This window comes from Neobacillus niacini NBRC 15566 (assembly GCF_001591505.1).
GTDB lineage: Bacteria > Bacillota > Bacilli > Bacillales > Cytobacillaceae > Neobacillus > Neobacillus niacini.
Genome location: NZ_BCVA01000002.1, coordinates 161,018 through 177,397, shown reverse-complemented (window position 1 = coordinate 177,397; position 16,380 = coordinate 161,018). Strand labels below are relative to the sequence as shown.

Sequence of the window (16,380 nt, the reverse complement as noted above, 5' to 3'; positions counted from 1 at the left end):
TTAGTCGTGAGACTAAGCTTTTTTCATTGCTTCCATTACCTGTTTGTCCAGCCTTGCAGCTGCATTTTTGTCATACGTTTTGTCATACTGCGGTTCAGTGACAATTTTTGAACCATAGAACATTACGTCTCTAACCTCGTGAATCTTTATTTCAATCAATGCTAGCTTCAAAGGAACTTCCTGCAGCCGCTCTTCTTTCAATGAAGCTTCACCCTGTATGGAATATGTAGATTCATTCGCAATTAAATTAATAACCACTTGATTATTTTTTGTGATATTTTGGATAATTCTTGATTTGTTATCTACGGCAAAATAGATTGTTTTTTCATCTTTTGCTAAAATCCAAGATATCGCACTTACATTTGGACCACCTGTTTCATAATCCACTGTTGCTAATGTTACAAACCTTTCTTTTTGCAGTTCATCATATAAAGGCTTAATAAGTCTTGGTTCTACTTGATTTGGCATTTTTTTCAACTCCTTTATTCATATCCTTATCTATCTTTAAGAAAACAGATATTCTCATAGTACTATTATCTGTTTTTTTCAGCAACTTAATCAGATTGATTTACTTGTCATGATAGTTGCATGATATACTATAGTATAAACAAAGCAAGACTAGAGGATTTGAGGTGTATTATGAGAGTTAAGTGCGTAATCTGCGACAAAATTGAATCGATAGAAGATGAATCCTTTATAGCAAAACGTCTTCGAAATCGTCCAATCCATACATATATGTGCCAAGACTGCAGCAGTAGAATCACAGAAAAAACGAAAGCAAGAATTGATACAGGTAACTTCAGATTTTATCGTGAACAGTCTGAGAAAGACGATTGGTAAGAAAAGCGGAGGCGCCTTGCTCAGGGGCGACAGGCATAAGACAAGTCGGCCAGAAGGCTGTTCTTTAGCCTTCTTGACGGATTGGCTTATGACCCGAGCTCCTAGGCGCTGGAGCTGGACAGTAAAAAAAATTCATGCCGAAACCGGCATGAATTTTTTTAATCTTCAAATGGAAAATTACAATACTTATCCGGCTCTTGATTGATTTGGTTGAGCATCACTTCAATAAGGTCACGAGGAAACCGAGTCTTTTTCGTTTCACCTTCATGGGTAAAAGAAACATAATACATTACTTCATCCGTTGTTATTTCAATATCAGTTAAATGATGTTCATCCTTAATAATCTCATTAAAAAGGTCTAACGTTTCTCGCGCTGCCGTATCCAGAGGACGAGCATCGCATACTACCTTTATCGAAAGCCAATTATAAAGCGCATCCTGCACCGATCTCATGTTACTCTCCCCCGTTACTTTGCCTCAAACTCTGCAGCTTTTTTCGACTGGTGTAAGCGAATTTTGTAAATGATTAATATTAAGGCTGCAACCACTAGACCCTCTGTTATTGGCAGGAATATTCCTAATGCTGTAAGAATCGTACAACCTGCTGCTAAAAAGATATAAATCATTATTGATTTTCCGATTGGCAGCTTTTGAGCAAAGCCAAGTTTATAAACCAAAATGGATAGGGCTACTATTGTAATATATAGCAGCCACATCCCCATTTTGGGATTTTCGGTAACATTATAGAGCGCTGGGAAAAAAGAAAGCCGATCCGCTATATTCACACGAAAACCTCCCCCGAAGAGATATTAGCTTAATTCTGCAACTTTTTTCTTTTTAGCCATTCTTTCACGTTCGTTTTTATCAAGAATTTTCTTACGTAAACGAATGGATTCCGGTGTTACTTCACAGTATTCGTCATCGTTTAGGTATTCTAATGACTCTTCAAGTGTCATTATTCTTGGTTTCTTAATTACTGATGTTTGATCCTTATTTGCAGAACGAATATTAGTTGCCTGTTTCACTTTTGTGATATTAACGGTAATATCATTTTCGCGAGTGTGTTCGCCTACAATCATACCTTCGTATATTTCAGTACCAGGCTCAACAAAAATTGTACCACGGTCCTCAACATTCATAATACCATAAGTAGAAGCTTTTCCTGATTCCATTGATACTAGCACACCTTGACGTCTTCCTCCCACTTGACCTTGAAGCATTGGCTGGTAGCTGTCAAATGTGTGATTAATAATTCCATAACCGCGAGTCATTGTTAAGAATTCTGTGGTGTAGCCTATTAGTCCACGCGCTGGGACATTAAAGATTAATCGTACTTGACCAGAGCCATTATTAATCATATCAATCATTTCACCTTTGCGTGCACCAATTGATTCCATTATCGAACCTGTATGCTCTTCAGGTACATCAATTTGAACTCTTTCGATTGGTTCACAGCGAACACCATCAATTTCTTTTACAATAACTTCAGGCTTTGAAACTTGAAGCTCATAACCTTCACGGCGCATGTTTTCGATTAGGATGGATAAATGAAGCTCACCACGGCCTGATACAATCCAAGCATCTGGTGAATCTGTATTTTCAACACGTAAACTTACATCTGTTTGCAGCTGAGCGTGTAATCTTTCTTCAATCTTTCTAGAAGTTAGGTACTTACCTTCTCTACCTGCAAATGGGCTGTTATTTACGACAAATGTCATTTGCAGCGTTGGTTCATCAATTCTTAGAATTGGCAATGCTTCTTGGTGCTCTACTGGGCAAACCGTTTCACCTACATTGATGTCTTCCATACCAGAAACAGCAATTAAGTCTCCGGCTACAGCCTCTTGAACTTCTTGACGTTTTAAACCGAAGAAACCAAAGATTTTCGTTACACGGAATTGTTTAACGGAACCGTCGATTTTCATTAATGCAACCTGTTGCCCAACTTTCATGGTACCACGGAAAACACGCCCTATTCCAATTCTTCCTACATAATCATTATAGTCTAACAGAGCAACTTGGAATTGTAATGGCTCATCGCGATTATCAATTGGTGCTGGGATGTGTTCAACAATCGCATCATATAAACATTGCATGTTTTCATCCTGTTTTTCATGGTCAGTGCTTGCTGTTCCATTTATTGCAGAAGCAAAAATGACTGGGAACTCAAGCTGGTCTTCGTTAGCACCTAATTCAATAAACAAATCAATTACTTCATCAATTACTTCTACTGGACGGGCAAAATCACGGTCAATTTTATTAACAACAACAATTGGAGTTAAATTTTGTTCTAATGCCTTTTTTAGTACAAAGCGTGTTTGTGGCATGGTACCTTCGTATGCGTCAACAACCAGTAATACTCCATCAACCATTTTCATGATACGTTCAACTTCGCCGCCAAAGTCAGCATGTCCTGGTGTGTCCAAAATATTGATACGTGTATCCTTATATTGAATCGCTGTGTTTTTAGCGAGAATCGTTATTCCACGTTCTCTTTCCAGATCATTTGAATCCATTGCACGTTCTTCAACGTGCTCATTTGAACGAAATGTTCCAGATTGCTTTAATAATTGGTCAACCAAGGTTGTTTTCCCGTGGTCAACGTGCGCGATGATTGCTATATTGCGAATATCTTCTCTTAAATTCAAATGATTCACTCCTGCCTCTATTTCAAAAAATTTTAGCTATTTATAGTTTCCCATATACAACTAAAGTATTATACCACATTTATGGTGGAAAGCTAACTGCATTTTATGTAGAATAAAACTATGTGAAATATCACGGCATAATATCTTATTTTTTTTTTATAAAGGGGACTAGCATAATGAAGCAAATTAAATGGGTGTTTATTGTTTTTGCTGTACTGGCAGCAGCTAGTATTATGGGGATAGGAGTCGCCATTGGTGAAAAAAGTATTTTAGGGGTTATTGGCAGTATCCTTGTATTAATTGTTGTAATGGGCTTCGGATTTAAAACAAAAGCAAAATATAGAGCAAATGGCCAACTGTAAAAAAGAAGCCCGCGCAGGCTTCTCAGGCTGTCGAGAAAGTCTCGACAGCCTTTATTTTAACTATGATTAAAAAGGTTCCAGTACTATTTGCCTCAAGACCCTGTATTAAGGACAAATCCTTACTTGTACTCACTCGATTTGTCCTTAAGACCCTTTATTGAGGACAAATCCTTGCTTGTTCTCACTCGATTTGTCCTCAAGACCCTTTATTGAGGACAAATCCTTGCTTGTTCTCACTCGATTTGTCCTTAAGACCAGACCCTTTATTGAGGACAAATCCCTGCTTGGTGCTCACTCGATTTTTCCTCAAGATTCTGTATAAATGACAAATCCTTGCTCGCTGCTTATGCAATTCGTCCTCAAAGCACATAAAGGTAAAAAATTGCCGAGAAAGATACCTTTCTCGACAATCTAGAAGCCCGCGCAGGCTTCTTTTTTACCATTTACCTTCTTTGAGATAATCATTAATGATGGTTTGGTGCAACCCTTGTTTGGCCACAAGCAATGAATCATTTGAAAGGAAATCCAACTTATTTCCTCGTAAATTGGTTACAACACCGCCTAACTCCTCAATAATAACTGCTCCAGCAGCTACATCCCAAGGTGACAGCCTCATTGAAATATATGCATCTACTCTACCTGTTGCCACGAAAACCATTTCAAGAGCAGCTGTTCCGTATGATCTCGTCCCTCGTGCCTCTTTAACAAGTGGTATAAGCAAGTTATGGTCAATTCTGTGATTCTCCATTACCCACGTTGCATTGAGGGCGATAATCGCTTCCTTTAATGTTACTTTGTTTAAAATAGGCAGCTCGGTGTCATTCATAAATGCACCTTTGCCTGCTATAGCGTGATATAATTCATCGTGTGCTACATCATAAATAATCCCAACTTTGCCTATTCCATTTTCATAAACACCTAGAGATATAGCAAAATTTCGCTGTTGATGAATAAAATTCATCGTTCCATCAATCGGGTCGATAATCCAAACAACACCATCAAGATTGTTTACTTTATCTCCTAACCCTTCTTCACCCAAAATTCTATGGTTTGGGAACGTTATTCTGATTTTATGAATAAAGAATTGTTCAATTTCTTTATCTATGTTAGTCACTAAATCATTAGGATTGGATTTGGTTTGGATATTTAACGTTTCAGAAAATGAATCCCTAATTTTATCACCAGCTTCCATTACCCATTGCTTAGCCTGAAGATCAATGTACTCCCAGTCCATTTTATACCTCCAATTTTTCAATCCTCTATGTACATATCATTAGCTTAATCAAATTTATGTAAGCCTACAACTTTTAACACCTTTATTTTTATGTACAAAACAATAAACGAACTCTCTACTTACTTACACAGAGTTCGTTTTATAATATGAATATGAAATTCTTTATTTTCATTCTAAATGGTATCCCCTTTGAAAACAAATTATCAAAGAGCTTTTAGTTTTAATAACTCTTGGCGAATCTTTTCTAACTTCTGTTTACATTCCTTCATCTTTTTTTCATTTTTTTCTTCAATGGCTTCAAATAATGTTGCCAGCTCATAATCCATTTCTAAGCGTAAATAAGCTAATCTTTCTTTCTCGCCAACCTTTTTTAGTGAAGTATTCATCAATTGTTTCATTTTAGCTTTTCTCCTTTCACTTGTTATTTAATTTTTCAGACTTATTTTTAGTAATATAATATGAGCCACCATGTAAGGTTGCAACAAATATGTGCGTTAACCCATATAAGCAGTTAGTTTCAAGAAGTTTCGCTGGTATGCTACAATAAATGACAAATGTCTTCACATGGAGGTTTTGCAAATGGACTTTAAAGGCTTTAATAACGAAGATTTCGATGTATTTCAAATAGATGGATTAGAAGCACGAATGGAGGCTTTAAAAGAAAAAATTCGGCCAAAGTTAGAATATCTAGGACATTATTTCGCACCAACCTTAACTACCCTGACCGGTGATGAAATGCATGTTCATGTAGCAAAGCACGCAAGACGGACGATAAACCCTCCCAAAGATACATGGGTTGCTTTTGCAGATAATCCGCGTGGTTATAAAATGCTTCCTCATTTTCAAATTGGGCTGTGGAATACTCATTTATTTATCTGGTTTGCTGTTATCTATGAAGCGCCACATAAACAAGAATTTGCAGTAAGATTTACAAAAAAATTAAACAAGATCTATAAAGAGATTCCAAAAGACTTTGTATGGTCTTTAGATCATACAAAACCTGTATCAGTACCACACGGACAACTATCAAAAGAGGATTTAAAAGGCATGTTTGACCGGCTGGAAAATATAAAAAAAGCAGAAATTTTATGCGGATATGAAATGACACGAGAAGAGGTTCTTAATTTAAGCAACGAAGAATTCCTGCAGCAAGTGGAATCTGTCTTTAACAAAGTAGCACCTTTATATAAGATTGCTCTTAATAGCAAATAAAAAACTCCTGAACTTTGTTCGGAGTTTTCTTCTTTATTTTATTAAGATTTTTTCACCTGGTGAGGCATTTTTAGCCTTTGTTATCGTCTTATAGGAAGAATATCCGCTGATGTCCTCAAATTCACCACAGATTGTTTTTTCTTCTGCTTTAGAAGGAACAATTTCCTTGAAACGACGATAAATCGTCATTAATTCATCACGGTCAATTCCTTTTTCATAGGCTCTTTCTATTGCTTCGTAAAATTTAATTACGTCAACAATTTCATCTGTTGTCCAATGATAATCAATAGGGTATTGGTATTCCATATATTCACCTGCTAACTATATTTCTTTGTGGCTGTGTATATTAGACTGTTGATTTCCGCTCCACTAAGGAATGCTTCTTCGATTAATCACCACAAGGACAGGCTGTCCTTTGCCTGTCCGAGGCACTTCGCTTTCCGCGGGCGGTCCGGGGGAGCCTCCTCGGCGCTTAAGCGCCTGCGGGGTCTCCCCTGCTTAAAGCACTAGTACACTCTAACACAGCCTTACCTATATGTATAATACCTTTATTTTGCCCATTTTACACGAATTTGTTCTGCGTCTTTGATCATTCGATTGAATAATTCGGCTACGGTTGGTATATCTTTGATGAGTCCCATTACCTGTCCTGCCCATGCAAAACCTTCATCTTCTACTCCATCATAAATATATCGCTTGTTTGCCTGGCCGCTAATATAATTCTTTAATTGTTCGTAATGTCCGAATTCTTTCTCGAGCTCGAGTATTTTATTGGTCCAAGAATTTGAGATTGCTCGTGCTGGTGCCCCAAGAGTTCGCTTGATGACAACCGTATTTGCTTCTGTGCCTTCGATAAGTCTATTCTTATAAAGGTCATTTGCATGTACACATTCTTTTGTGGCAATAAAACGAGTTCCCATCTCTATTCCTTCTGCACCTAAGCTAAGAGCTGCCATTAGACCTCTTCCATCGCCAATTCCACCAGACGCTATTACTGGAATAGAAACTGCATCCACCACTTGAGGGATTAATACCATCGTTCCAATATCATCCCTGCCAAGATGACCGCCGCCTTCCTGCCCCACTACCATGACTGCATCTGCACCTAATTCTTCAGCCTTTTCTGCCTGCCTTCTAGCGGCTACAAGAACTAATTTTTTTATCGGTGTTCCTTTTAACTGTTCAAAAATTGGCGCCGGATTACCGCCAGTCATAGAGACAACCGGTACGTCTTCATCAATAGCTACTTGAAGCATTTCTTTAAAAGGTCTATTATGCTGTCCAATTGCGTAATTCACGCCGAACGGTTTATTTGTCAGCTCTTTTACTTTTCTTATTTCTTCCCGTAGTTTAGCCGGACTCTCAAGAGACATCGCTGTAATCTGCCCAAGACCACCTGCGTTTGAAACAGCTGCAGCTAGTTCTGAATAAGCTAGATAAGCTAAGCCACCCTGAATAATTGGATATTGGATATTAAGCAGTTCAGTGACACGCGTTTGCCAATTCATCGAAAACCCCTCCTCATTATGTTACCTTCTTATTTCTACTTTAAAGGTTAATTTCCCTGTTTTAATGAGAAACTAACATAACACACACACGAAAAAGTGTTTATTTACAACATAAAAATCTATGCAAGTCATGCTATTAGTGCTATAATTCATTTGTTTTGTAATGATATTAAAAGCATTTTGCATATAAAGAGGTGTGGAAATAAATTGTCTCAAAACCAAACACCGTTATTTAGCGGTTTATTAGAACATGCACAGAAAAATCCGGTTCAATTCCATATTCCTGGACATAAAAAAGGGGTAGGAATAGATCCTGATTTTCGTAATTTCATTGGCGATAACGCCTTATCAATAGACCTAATAAATATTGGTCCACTCGATGACCTGCACCAGCCAAAAGGGATGATTAAACAAGCGCAAGACTTAGCTGCTGAAGCCTTCGGTGCGGATCGAACTTTTTTCTCAGTACAAGGAACCAGCGGCGCCATTATTGCTATGATCATGGCGGTTTGTGGGCCAGAGGATAAAATTATTGTCCCAAGAAATGTGCATAAATCCGTTATGTCTGCCATTGTCTTTTCGGGTGCCATTCCAGTGTTTATTCACCCAGAAATAGATGAGGATTTAGGAATTTCCCATGGTATTACAACTGATTCCGTTGAAAAAGCACTAAAACAGCATCCGGATGCAAAAGCGGTCTTAGTCATTAATCCAACTTATTTTGGAATATCCGCAGATTTGAAAAAGATTGTTGAAATTGCCCATTCTCATAATGTTCCAGTTCTTGTTGATGAAGCGCATGGAGTTCATATTCATTTTCATGATGACTTGCCTCTCTCCGCCATGCAGGCTGGTGCTGATATGGCTGCAACAAGCGTTCATAAACTTGGCGGATCGATGACACAAAGCTCTATTCTAAATGTAAGAGAGGGGCTTGTTTCTGCTAAGCATGTTCAAGCAATTCTTAGTATGCTTACAACCACCTCAACATCCTATTTATTACTTGCTTCCCTAGATGTTGCTCGTAAGCAATTGGCTACAAGAGGTAAAGAATTAATTGACAAGACCATTAACCTTGCCCAATCCATTCGAAAGAGAATTAATGAAATTGATCATTTACATTGTATTGGGGAAGAAATTTTAGGATCAAAGGCAACTTTCGATTATGACCCAACAAAATTGATCATTTCTGTAAAAGAATTAGGCTTAACTGGTTATGAGGTTGAAATGTGGTTAAGAGAAAGACATAATATTGAAGTAGAAATGTCTGACTTATACAACATTCTTTGTATCGTAACACTTGGCGACACAGATAATGAAGCAGATATTTTAGTAAAAGCGTTAAAAGAGCTTGCTGACGAACGTGAGCATAGGAACGAAAAGCCGGAACCGAAGCCGGTGCTGCTTCCTGATATTCCTGTTCTCGCTTTAACACCAAGAGACGCCTTTTATGCCGAAACAGAGGTTATTCCTTTTGAAGAATCAGAAGGAAGAATTATTGCAGAATTTATTATGGTGTATCCTCCAGGGATTCCAATTTTCATTCCTGGCGAAATTATTACAAAAGAAAATTTACATTATATTCGCGAGAACCTGGAAGCTGGGTTACCTGTTCAAGGACCTGAGGATGAGGAAATTAAAACCATACGTGTAATTAAAGAATATAAGGCTATAAAATAAAAATACAGGATTCCTATGAGGAATCCTGTTTTTAATTTTTAAATATAGATAAATTAACGTGTTTCTTCGGTATTGTGATCATCGCAACAATTACATCTAGAATAGAGAACTGTTACTTTTTCATCTTCAAAATGATCAATTGTTGAGTCGCAAGCTTGGCAAACGATTGTACCCATCTTTTTTCAATCCCCTTTTCATTATGAAATGTGCTACATTGGAAACGTTTTATTGTTGTTAATTTAATAATAATATAACACATTTAATTTTTCAAGCCTAAATTGTATGTCACATTTAATTTTTTTTCATATAAAAAAGACCTATAATAGGTCTTTTTCTGTCCAACTATTCATATTGGGTAACAAATGGGATTTGCGGGAGGGTTTCTTTGAAGAACTCAGCTAAATCTGCAGCTTGCTGTTTATCTGGGATCCGGAAAGCATTTTGAAGGTATTCAATATCTTCAATTTCTTTCGGATCGAGGAGAGTGGAACGACCGGTTTGCATGCAGACAACAAGGGGTTTACCAAAAAACATGTTCGTGTAAATAATTCCAAAATCATAGCGGGTATGTTCTGTAGTAAAACCAATAAATCTGACTTTTACATTTTCGTGCTCATCATAGAGCTTATCAAATAACTCCATATGATTCCTCCTTCAAATAAAATAAGTATTTAGAATATTATTATAATTTATTTATTAACTAATAACAAATGATATTTGTGTGACTAAATGTTGTCATCATGGTTTTTACAATGCTAGAATAAAAGAGATATCAATGGGACTAGGGGGGATGATGATGGCTGAAAACGCATTTATTAAACTAGTGCCTTCATCTGCACAACAAACAATTACGGTAGAAGAAGTAAAAGAACTCTTAACTTATTATAAAGATATTACGAGCAAAACAGGGAATCAAGTCGATTGGGAATATGGTGACTCTGCCTTTCCTTACGAAATCAAAGAAAAAAATGATGGCAAAGGAAAATGGTTTTATTTGCAATCATCAAATGAACGGTATTATGCTATATTATTTGGAATTGATCAAGAAATGGTCCGTGACGAAGATGGTACAGAGAGAATTCAAACATACATACAAGTCACTCTTCCAGAACAATCTACGTTCGGTGATAAAGGAAAAGCAAATGAATTTTGTAAATTTTTAGCAAAAAAATTAAAAGGTGAATTACACCTTTTCAATGAACGAATCATGTATTATTATCCAAGAAAGTAACACCACTCAACTCCCATTATGGGAGTTTTTTTAATGCGTTATTAAGGCAAGCGTATAATGAATAGAAGAATAAATCATGAGGCTCAGAGATGTTATAAAAAGGGTTTTGGCAGTTGATTGTGTCACTCGATTGCAAAGTACAAAAGCTAAGTAAAAAAACACAAAAAACATTATAACCTTATATAGCAGTTGATCATGCTTCGATAACCATTCGATGAGAGTAAAAGCACTCCATATCATTAATTGCAATATCATAATAACGTAAATTCGCATCATATATCACCACTCTAAATCTTGTTCTAAGTGCTAGTAGTGTTTTAAATATATGAATAAAACTTGAAGATAATTTATTTTTTAGCAAAAAAAGAAGTCCTTTCCATAAAAATATGGAAGGGACTTTACTTTTTTCTATTTTAAAACGTGAATTGGCGTACCAAGTGCTACCTCAGCAGCTTCCATGGTGATTTCACCTAATGTTGGATGTGCATGGATAGTCAAAGCTAAATCTTCGACTGTCATCCCTGCTTCGATTGCCAACCCTAGTTCCGCAATCATGTCTGATGCGCTGGCACCCGCAATTTGTGCACCGATTAAGACACCATCTTCTTTGCGTGAAACTAACTTAACAAATCCATCTGCACTATCTAATGATAAAGCACGACCATTTGCTGCAAATGGGAATTTCGCTGAATTAACATCGATTCCTTCTTGTTTAGCTTGCGCTTCAGTATAACCTACGCTTGCTAGTTCTGGATCAGAGAAAACTACTGCAGGGATACCTAGGTAGTCAATTACAGCGTTATGACCGCCAATTGCCTCTGCTGCTATCTTACCTTCGTAAGAAGCCTTATGTGCTAATTGAGGACCTGCGACAACATCACCAATCGCATAAATGTTAGAAACACTTGTACGGCACTGATTGTCAATCTCGATTAGACCACGGTCTGTAAGCTTCACACCAACTTGTTCAAGACCCATTTCATCAGTATTTGGACGACGGCCAACCATAACAAATACGTAATCCGCTTCAATTTTCTTTTCTTCGCCTTTAACTTCAAATGTAACAACTACACCATTTTCAGTTTCTTCTACACCTTTAGCCATAGCTTTTGTATAGAATTCAGCGCCTTTTTTCTTCATCGTTTTCTTAACAAGCGCAGCCATTTGCTTCTCAAATACGCCAAGACCTAAAATCTCATCTGCACCTTCAAGGATTGTTACTTGTGTACCGAAGTTCGCATAGGCACCGCCAAGTTCGATTCCAATAACTCCGCCGCCAATAACGACGATTTTTTCAGGAAGTTCTTGTAAGTTTAACGCGCCTGTTGAGTTAAGTACTCGTTTTGAGTATTTAAACGTCGGCAATTCGATTGGTCGAGAACCTGAAGCAATAATTGCATTTTTGAAATTGTACGTTTGCGCAGAATTTTCACCAATCACGCGCAGTGAATTTCCGTCCACAAAGTATGCTTCCCCACGAACAATTTCAACTTTATTCCCTTTTAATAGACCTTCTACACCACCAGTTAACTTTTTCACGATTCCAGCTTTCCATTCCTGAACCTTTGAAAAATCAACCGTTACATTTTCAGCTTTAATTCCGAATGAATCAGAGTGTTTTGCTACTTCGTAACGATGTCCAGCAGCAATTACCGCTTTTGACGGAATACAACCTACGTTTAAACAAACGCCGCCAATATATTCTTTTTCTACTATTGTCACCTTTTGACCTAGCTGGGCTGCACGAATCGCAGCCACGTATCCGCCAGGACCAGCACCAATGACTATAGTATCAGTATCAATTGCAAAATCTCCTACTACCATTTGTTACGCCTCCATTAACAATAGTTCTGGATCGTTCAATAATCTCTTAATGTGATTTAATGCATTTTGAGCAGTCGCTCCATCAATCATTCTGTGGTCAAAGCTTAATGACAATGCTAATACAGGAGCTGCCACAATCTCACCATCACGTACGATTGGTTTTTCAGCAATACGGCCAACACCAAGGATAGCAACTTCTGGATGGTTAATGACAGGTGTAAACCATTGACCGCCAGCAGATCCGATATTCGAAATAGTACAAGAAGCACCTTTCATTTCGTTTGGAGCTAGCTTTCCATCACGTGCTTTTCCAGCTAATTCATTGATTTCATTTGAAATTGAGAATACTGATTTGCGATCAGCATCTTTAACAACTGGTACCAATAAACCTTTTTCAGTATCAGCGGCAATTCCAATATTGTAGTAATGCTTATGGATAATTTCACTTGTTGCGTCATCAAGTGATGTATTTAAAGCAGGGAATTCACGTAAAGCACTTGTTAATGCTTTTACGATGTAAGGTAAGAATGTTAACTTGATACCCTTAGCTGCTGCAACTTCTTTGAATTTTTTACGATGAGTAACAAGTTTCGTTACATCGATTTCATCCATAAGTGTTACGTGTGGTGCAGTATGTTTTGAATTTACCATTGCTTTTGCAATAGCCTTTCTGATTCCGCTCATCTTCTCACGTGTTTCAGGATATTCTCCTTGTGGGATTGGAGCTGCCTTTGGTGCTTCCTCTGCCTTAGCAGCTGCAGGTGCTTGAGTATCTGCCGCTTGTGTTGCCGCTGCAGGTGCTCCGCCGCTTAAGAATGCGTCAATATCAGCTTTAACAATGCGTCCGTTTTTACCAGAACCAGGAACTTGAGTGATTTCCACACCTTTATCACGCGCATATTTACGAACTGATGGCATCGCAATGATTTTACGGTTAGGGTCTACTTCAACATTTACTTGTGGTTCTGTAACACCGATACCATATGCAGGTGGTGCTGGCGGTGGTGTTGTTTGTCCCTCAGGAGCAGCTGCAGTAGCTGGCGCTGGTGCCGCTTCTTGTTTTGGTGCTTCTTCAGCATGTTCGTCGCCTTTGAATTGAAGGTTTTCGTAACCAGGCGCATCAAATGTAACTAACACCTGTCCAACTGTTGCAACAGTTCCTTCAGCTACTAAAACATCAAGTACAGTACCTTCAACAGGTGAAGGAATCTCTACCACTGCTTTATCATTTTGAATTTCACAAAGTACATCATCTTCCTGGACTTTATCACCTGGCTTTATGAACCATTTAACAATCTCGCCTTCATGTATACCTTCACCAATGTCAGGCATTTTAAATTGGAATGTGGTTGCGGTTGCGCTCACTTGGGATTCATCCTCCTATTTTTGCATAAATTTCTACCGTTCAATTTTAAGAAATAAGTGGGAAACAGTTATACTATTCCCCAACTTATATTAGAATGTTAAAACTTTTTTCGCTGTTTCAATGACATCTTTATAATTTGGAAGCCAAGCTGCTTCTGCTTGCGGGAATGGGTAAATCGTGTCTGGTGCTGCTACACGCAATACTGGTGCTTCTAAGCTTAAAATCGCACGATCGTTGATTTCAGCTACTACATTTGCTGCCACACCAGCTTGCTTTTGAGCTTCTTGAACAACAATTGCCCTGCCTGTTTTTTCAACAGATGCAATAATCGTTTCAATATCAAGCGGGCTAACAGTACGTAAATCGATTACTTCTGCAGAGAACCCTTCCTTTTCTAACTCTTCTGCAGCTTTTAGAGATTCATGTACCATTGCGCCATAAGTAATAATAGAAAGATCCGTACCTTCACGCTTTACATCTGCTTTGCCCAGTGGAATGGTATATTCTCCTTCAGGAACTTCTTGACGGAATGAACGATATAATTTCATATGCTCAAGGAAAATAACTGGATCATTATCACGGATTGCTGAGATAAGAAGACCTTTTGCATCATAGGGTGTGGATGGGATAACCACCTTTAATCCAGGCTGTTGTGCCATTAAGCCTTCTAAGCTATCTGCGTGCATATCTGGTGTATGTACGCCTCCACCAAATGGTGAACGGAATGTGATTGGCGCACTGAATTTTCCACCGGTACGGAAACGAAGGCGGGCTGCTTGCCCGGAAATGGAATCCATTACTTCATAAACAAAACCAAAGAATTGAATTTCTGGTACTGGGCGGAAGCCTTGTAGTGCTAGACCAACAGCTAAACCGCCAATTCCAGATTCAGCTAAAGGTGTATCAAATACACGATCCTCGCCGAATTCATTTTGCAATCCTTCTGTCGCACGGAAAACACCGCCGTTTACGCCAACATCTTCACCGAAAACTAATACGTTCGGATCATTTTTTAATTCCACACGCATTGCATCTGTAATTGCTTGAATCATCGTCATTTGAGCCATGACTTACTTCGACTCCTTTGCTGAATAAATTTCATATTGCTCTTTTAAGCTGTCTGGCATGTCGGTATACGTAATGTTCATTAAATCCGTTACCTTTTGCTTAGGAGCAGCATCTGCTTGTTTAAGGGCAGCTTTAATTTCTTCTTTCGCCTGCTCGATTACTTCATTTTCTCTTTCCTCATTCCATAGGCCTTTCTTTTCAAGGAATTTACGGAAACGAACTAATGGGTCTTTCTTTTCCCATTCATTATCTAATTCAGCAGTACGGTAACGTGTTGGATCATCACCGGCCATTGTATGTGGACCATATCGGTAAGTTAACGTTTCAATAAATGTAGGTCCTTCTCCGTTAATAGCACGCTCACGTGCGTCACGAACAGCAGCATAAACTGCTAATGGATCCATACCATCTACTTGAATACCAACGATACCAGCTGCAACAGCTTTTTGAGCTAGTGTTTTCGCTGCAGTTTGCTTTTCAACAGGAGTTGAAATGGCAAAACGGTTATTTTGGGCGATAAAAATTGCTGGAGCGTTGTATGCACCTGCAAAGTTCATTCCTTCATAGAAATCACCTTGAGATGTTCCGCCATCACCTGTATATGTAAGGGCAACAGCTTTAACACCACGTTTTTTGAACCCTAGGGCTACACCTGCAGTTTGAACGTATTGCGCACCAATAATAATTTGAGGAATCGCAACATTCACTCCATCAGGAATTTGTCCGCCTGCTAGATGACCTCTGGACCATAAGAATGCTTGATATAATGGAAGACCGTGCCATACGATTGGTGGAACATCACGATAGCCAGGTAAAATAAAATCTTCTTTTTCAAGAGCAAATTGAGAAGCTAATTGTGAAGCCTCCTGCCCCGCAGTTGGTGCATAGAATCCAAGACGTCCTTGGCGGTTCAAAGAAATAGAACGCTGGTCAAGGATACGAGTATAAACCATACGGCGCATTAATTCCTGAAGCTGTTCGTCGCTTATTTCAGGCATTGCTGCTTCATTAACAACTTCGCCTTCTTCATTTAAAATTTGAAGCGTTGTAAACTGATTTTCTACAGCTTCGAGTACTTTCTTAGCATCGAGCTGAGCATTTTGAGTTTTAGATGCCATTCGTCACATCTTCCTTTCTCTCATTACAATAATGTAAAAAAATAAATTCACTCATATTAGATTACCCAAAAACCTTAAACAACATTAACGATTGCTTTACTTTCGTAATCTGTTGTTCTGTACTATAATTTTTCAAATAATTAATAGTACAATAATTAATTCCATATTGAGTTTACATCAACTCCATACACTCGTCAAATACTATGTTTTAATAATTTTACAACATGGAAATAATAATAACTTAATATCTATCTAAAACTTCTGTATCACAATCAATTTGATTCTGTTAT

At 38.0% G+C, this 16,380-nt stretch carries 19 protein-coding genes; 5 read left to right on the top strand and 14 right to left on the bottom strand.

All coding sequences use genetic code 11. The annotated features are described in order from the left end of the window. Positions 1-12: 12 nt before the first annotated feature. The gene (locus tag BANA01_RS02815; protein ID WP_063251571.1) at positions 13-468 is read right to left on the bottom strand and encodes a pyridoxamine 5'-phosphate oxidase family protein; all 456 of its coding nucleotides are present in this window, start codon (positions 466-468) and stop codon (positions 13-15) included. A 171-nt stretch (positions 469-639) separates the two neighbouring features. On the opposite strand from BANA01_RS02815, the gene BANA01_RS29005 reads away from it, so the two are divergent. After that, positions 640-840 carry a YlaI family protein gene (locus BANA01_RS29005; RefSeq protein ID WP_082799369.1) on the top strand — a complete coding sequence of 67 codons (201 nt, stop codon included), beginning with the start codon at positions 640-642 and terminating at the stop codon, positions 838-840. A 158-nt stretch (positions 841-998) separates the two neighbouring features. Here the strand turns inward: BANA01_RS29005 and BANA01_RS02810 are convergent, their stop codons facing one another. The 3 genes from BANA01_RS02810 to typA form a co-directional block, all read right to left on the bottom strand. Beyond that, positions 999-1,292: a hypothetical protein gene (locus BANA01_RS02810; protein WP_063251570.1), complete on the bottom strand. Its 294-nt coding sequence runs from the start codon at positions 1,290-1,292 to the stop codon at positions 999-1,001. Positions 1,293-1,306: 14 nt separating this feature from the next. Next, positions 1,307-1,561 carry a YlaH-like family protein gene (locus BANA01_RS02805; protein ID WP_411833508.1) on the bottom strand — a complete coding sequence of 85 codons (255 nt, stop codon included), beginning with the start codon at positions 1,559-1,561 and terminating at the stop codon, positions 1,307-1,309. Between the two features lie 87 nt (positions 1,562-1,648). Further along, on the bottom strand, positions 1,649-3,487 hold the full coding sequence (typA, locus tag BANA01_RS02800; protein ID WP_063251568.1) for a translational GTPase TypA: 1,839 nt from the start codon (positions 3,485-3,487) through the stop codon (positions 1,649-1,651). A gap of 176 nt (positions 3,488-3,663) precedes the next feature. Between typA and BANA01_RS02795 the strand changes: the two genes are divergently transcribed. Beyond that, positions 3,664-3,849, top strand: a complete 186-nt coding sequence (locus BANA01_RS02795) for a YlaF family protein (protein ID WP_063251567.1) — start codon at positions 3,664-3,666, stop codon at positions 3,847-3,849. A 436-nt stretch (positions 3,850-4,285) separates the two neighbouring features. Here BANA01_RS02795 and BANA01_RS02790 read toward each other — a convergent pair whose 3' ends face one another. Together BANA01_RS02790 and BANA01_RS02785 are read right to left on the bottom strand one after the other, a co-directional pair. Further along, a complete protein-coding gene (locus tag BANA01_RS02790) occupies positions 4,286-5,083 on the bottom strand; it encodes an inositol monophosphatase family protein (RefSeq protein ID WP_063251566.1) in 798 nt (265 codons plus the stop codon). A gap of 203 nt (positions 5,084-5,286) precedes the next feature. Continuing rightward, positions 5,287-5,481 (bottom strand): hypothetical protein, encoded by a 195-nt coding sequence (locus tag BANA01_RS02785; protein ID WP_063251565.1) that lies wholly within the window; start codon positions 5,479-5,481, stop codon positions 5,287-5,289. A gap of 181 nt (positions 5,482-5,662) precedes the next feature. Between BANA01_RS02785 and BANA01_RS02780 the strand changes: the two genes are divergently transcribed. After that, positions 5,663-6,295, top strand: a complete 633-nt coding sequence (locus BANA01_RS02780) for a YktB family protein (protein ID WP_063251564.1) — start codon at positions 5,663-5,665, stop codon at positions 6,293-6,295. A gap of 33 nt (positions 6,296-6,328) precedes the next feature. On the opposite strand, the gene BANA01_RS02775 is transcribed toward BANA01_RS02780, so the two are convergent. Next, the gene (locus BANA01_RS02775) at positions 6,329-6,601 is read right to left on the bottom strand and encodes a UPF0223 family protein (RefSeq protein WP_063251563.1); all 273 of its coding nucleotides are present in this window, start codon (positions 6,599-6,601) and stop codon (positions 6,329-6,331) included. Positions 6,602-6,843: 242 nt separating this feature from the next. Next, positions 6,844-7,803 carry an NAD(P)H-dependent flavin oxidoreductase gene (locus tag BANA01_RS02770; protein ID WP_063251562.1) on the bottom strand — a complete coding sequence of 320 codons (960 nt, stop codon included), beginning with the start codon at positions 7,801-7,803 and terminating at the stop codon, positions 6,844-6,846. A gap of 207 nt (positions 7,804-8,010) precedes the next feature. Between BANA01_RS02770 and BANA01_RS02765 the strand changes: the two genes are divergently transcribed. Continuing rightward, a complete protein-coding gene (locus tag BANA01_RS02765; protein ID WP_063251561.1) occupies positions 8,011-9,483 on the top strand; it encodes an aminotransferase class I/II-fold pyridoxal phosphate-dependent enzyme in 1,473 nt (490 codons plus the stop codon). Positions 9,484-9,536: 53 nt separating this feature from the next. Here BANA01_RS02765 and BANA01_RS28995 read toward each other — a convergent pair whose 3' ends face one another. Further along, entirely contained in the window at positions 9,537-9,659 is a 123-nt protein-coding gene (locus tag BANA01_RS28995) for a GapA-binding peptide SR1P (protein WP_082799367.1), read from the bottom strand. A gap of 166 nt (positions 9,660-9,825) precedes the next feature. Then, positions 9,826-10,125 carry a DUF3055 domain-containing protein gene (locus tag BANA01_RS02760; protein WP_063251560.1) on the bottom strand — a complete coding sequence of 100 codons (300 nt, stop codon included), beginning with the start codon at positions 10,123-10,125 and terminating at the stop codon, positions 9,826-9,828. A 154-nt stretch (positions 10,126-10,279) separates the two neighbouring features. Here BANA01_RS02760 and BANA01_RS02755 point away from each other — a divergent pair, with 154 nt between their 5' ends. Next, positions 10,280-10,714 carry a DUF1885 family protein gene (locus BANA01_RS02755; RefSeq protein WP_174524395.1) on the top strand — a complete coding sequence of 145 codons (435 nt, stop codon included), beginning with the start codon at positions 10,280-10,282 and terminating at the stop codon, positions 10,712-10,714. Between the two features lie 408 nt (positions 10,715-11,122). Here BANA01_RS02755 and lpdA read toward each other — a convergent pair whose 3' ends face one another. The 4 genes from lpdA to pdhA all read right to left on the bottom strand — a co-directional run bounded on the left by lpdA (position 11,123) and on the right by pdhA (position 16,090). Then, positions 11,123-12,538, bottom strand: coding sequence for a dihydrolipoyl dehydrogenase (lpdA, locus tag BANA01_RS02750; protein ID WP_063251558.1), 1,416 nt, complete (start codon positions 12,536-12,538; stop codon positions 11,123-11,125). Between the two features lie 3 nt (positions 12,539-12,541). After that, positions 12,542-13,870: a dihydrolipoamide acetyltransferase family protein gene (locus BANA01_RS02745; protein WP_063251655.1), complete on the bottom strand. Its 1,329-nt coding sequence runs from the start codon at positions 13,868-13,870 to the stop codon at positions 12,542-12,544. Between the two features lie 123 nt (positions 13,871-13,993). Beyond that, the gene (locus BANA01_RS02740; protein ID WP_063251557.1) at positions 13,994-14,971 is read right to left on the bottom strand and encodes an alpha-ketoacid dehydrogenase subunit beta; all 978 of its coding nucleotides are present in this window, start codon (positions 14,969-14,971) and stop codon (positions 13,994-13,996) included. A gap of 3 nt (positions 14,972-14,974) precedes the next feature. Continuing rightward, positions 14,975-16,090: a pyruvate dehydrogenase (acetyl-transferring) E1 component subunit alpha gene (gene pdhA / locus BANA01_RS02735; RefSeq protein ID WP_063251556.1), complete on the bottom strand. Its 1,116-nt coding sequence runs from the start codon at positions 16,088-16,090 to the stop codon at positions 14,975-14,977. Between the last annotated feature and the right edge of the window lie 290 nt (positions 16,091-16,380).

What these genes read in the sequence shown, in the direction of transcription:
- BANA01_RS02815 (WP_063251571.1), bottom strand. Translation starts at nt 468, where the DNA reads ATGCCAAATCAAGTAGAACCAAGACTTATTAAGCCTTTATATGATGAA.
- BANA01_RS29005 (WP_082799369.1), top strand. Translation starts at nt 640, where the DNA reads ATGAGAGTTAAGTGCGTAATCTGCGACAAAATTGAATCGATAGAAGAT.
- BANA01_RS02810 (WP_063251570.1), bottom strand. Translation starts at nt 1,292, where the DNA reads ATGAGATCGGTGCAGGATGCGCTTTATAATTGGCTTTCGATAAAGGTA.
- BANA01_RS02805 (WP_411833508.1), bottom strand. Translation starts at nt 1,561, where the DNA reads ATGGGGATGTGGCTGCTATATATTACAATAGTAGCCCTATCCATTTTG.
- BANA01_RS02795 (WP_063251567.1), top strand. Translation starts at nt 3,664, where the DNA reads ATGAAGCAAATTAAATGGGTGTTTATTGTTTTTGCTGTACTGGCAGCA.
- BANA01_RS02790 (WP_063251566.1), bottom strand. Translation starts at nt 5,083, where the DNA reads ATGGACTGGGAGTACATTGATCTTCAGGCTAAGCAATGGGTAATGGAA.
- BANA01_RS02785 (WP_063251565.1), bottom strand. Translation starts at nt 5,481, where the DNA reads ATGAAACAATTGATGAATACTTCACTAAAAAAGGTTGGCGAGAAAGAA.
- BANA01_RS02780 (WP_063251564.1), top strand. Translation starts at nt 5,663, where the DNA reads ATGGACTTTAAAGGCTTTAATAACGAAGATTTCGATGTATTTCAAATA.
- BANA01_RS02775 (WP_063251563.1), bottom strand. Translation starts at nt 6,601, where the DNA reads ATGGAATACCAATACCCTATTGATTATCATTGGACAACAGATGAAATT.
- BANA01_RS02770 (WP_063251562.1), bottom strand. Translation starts at nt 7,803, where the DNA reads ATGAATTGGCAAACGCGTGTCACTGAACTGCTTAATATCCAATATCCA.
- BANA01_RS28995 (WP_082799367.1), bottom strand. Translation starts at nt 9,659, where the DNA reads ATGGGTACAATCGTTTGCCAAGCTTGCGACTCAACAATTGATCATTTT.
- BANA01_RS02760 (WP_063251560.1), bottom strand. Translation starts at nt 10,125, where the DNA reads ATGGAGTTATTTGATAAGCTCTATGATGAGCACGAAAATGTAAAAGTC.
- BANA01_RS02755 (WP_174524395.1), top strand. Translation starts at nt 10,280, where the DNA reads ATGGCTGAAAACGCATTTATTAAACTAGTGCCTTCATCTGCACAACAA.
- lpdA (WP_063251558.1), bottom strand. Translation starts at nt 12,538, where the DNA reads ATGGTAGTAGGAGATTTTGCAATTGATACTGATACTATAGTCATTGGT.
- BANA01_RS02745 (WP_063251655.1), bottom strand. Translation starts at nt 13,870, where the DNA reads ATGCCTGACATTGGTGAAGGTATACATGAAGGCGAGATTGTTAAATGG.
- BANA01_RS02740 (WP_063251557.1), bottom strand. Translation starts at nt 14,971, where the DNA reads ATGGCTCAAATGACGATGATTCAAGCAATTACAGATGCAATGCGTGTG.
- pdhA (WP_063251556.1), bottom strand. Translation starts at nt 16,090, where the DNA reads ATGGCATCTAAAACTCAAAATGCTCAGCTCGATGCTAAGAAAGTACTC.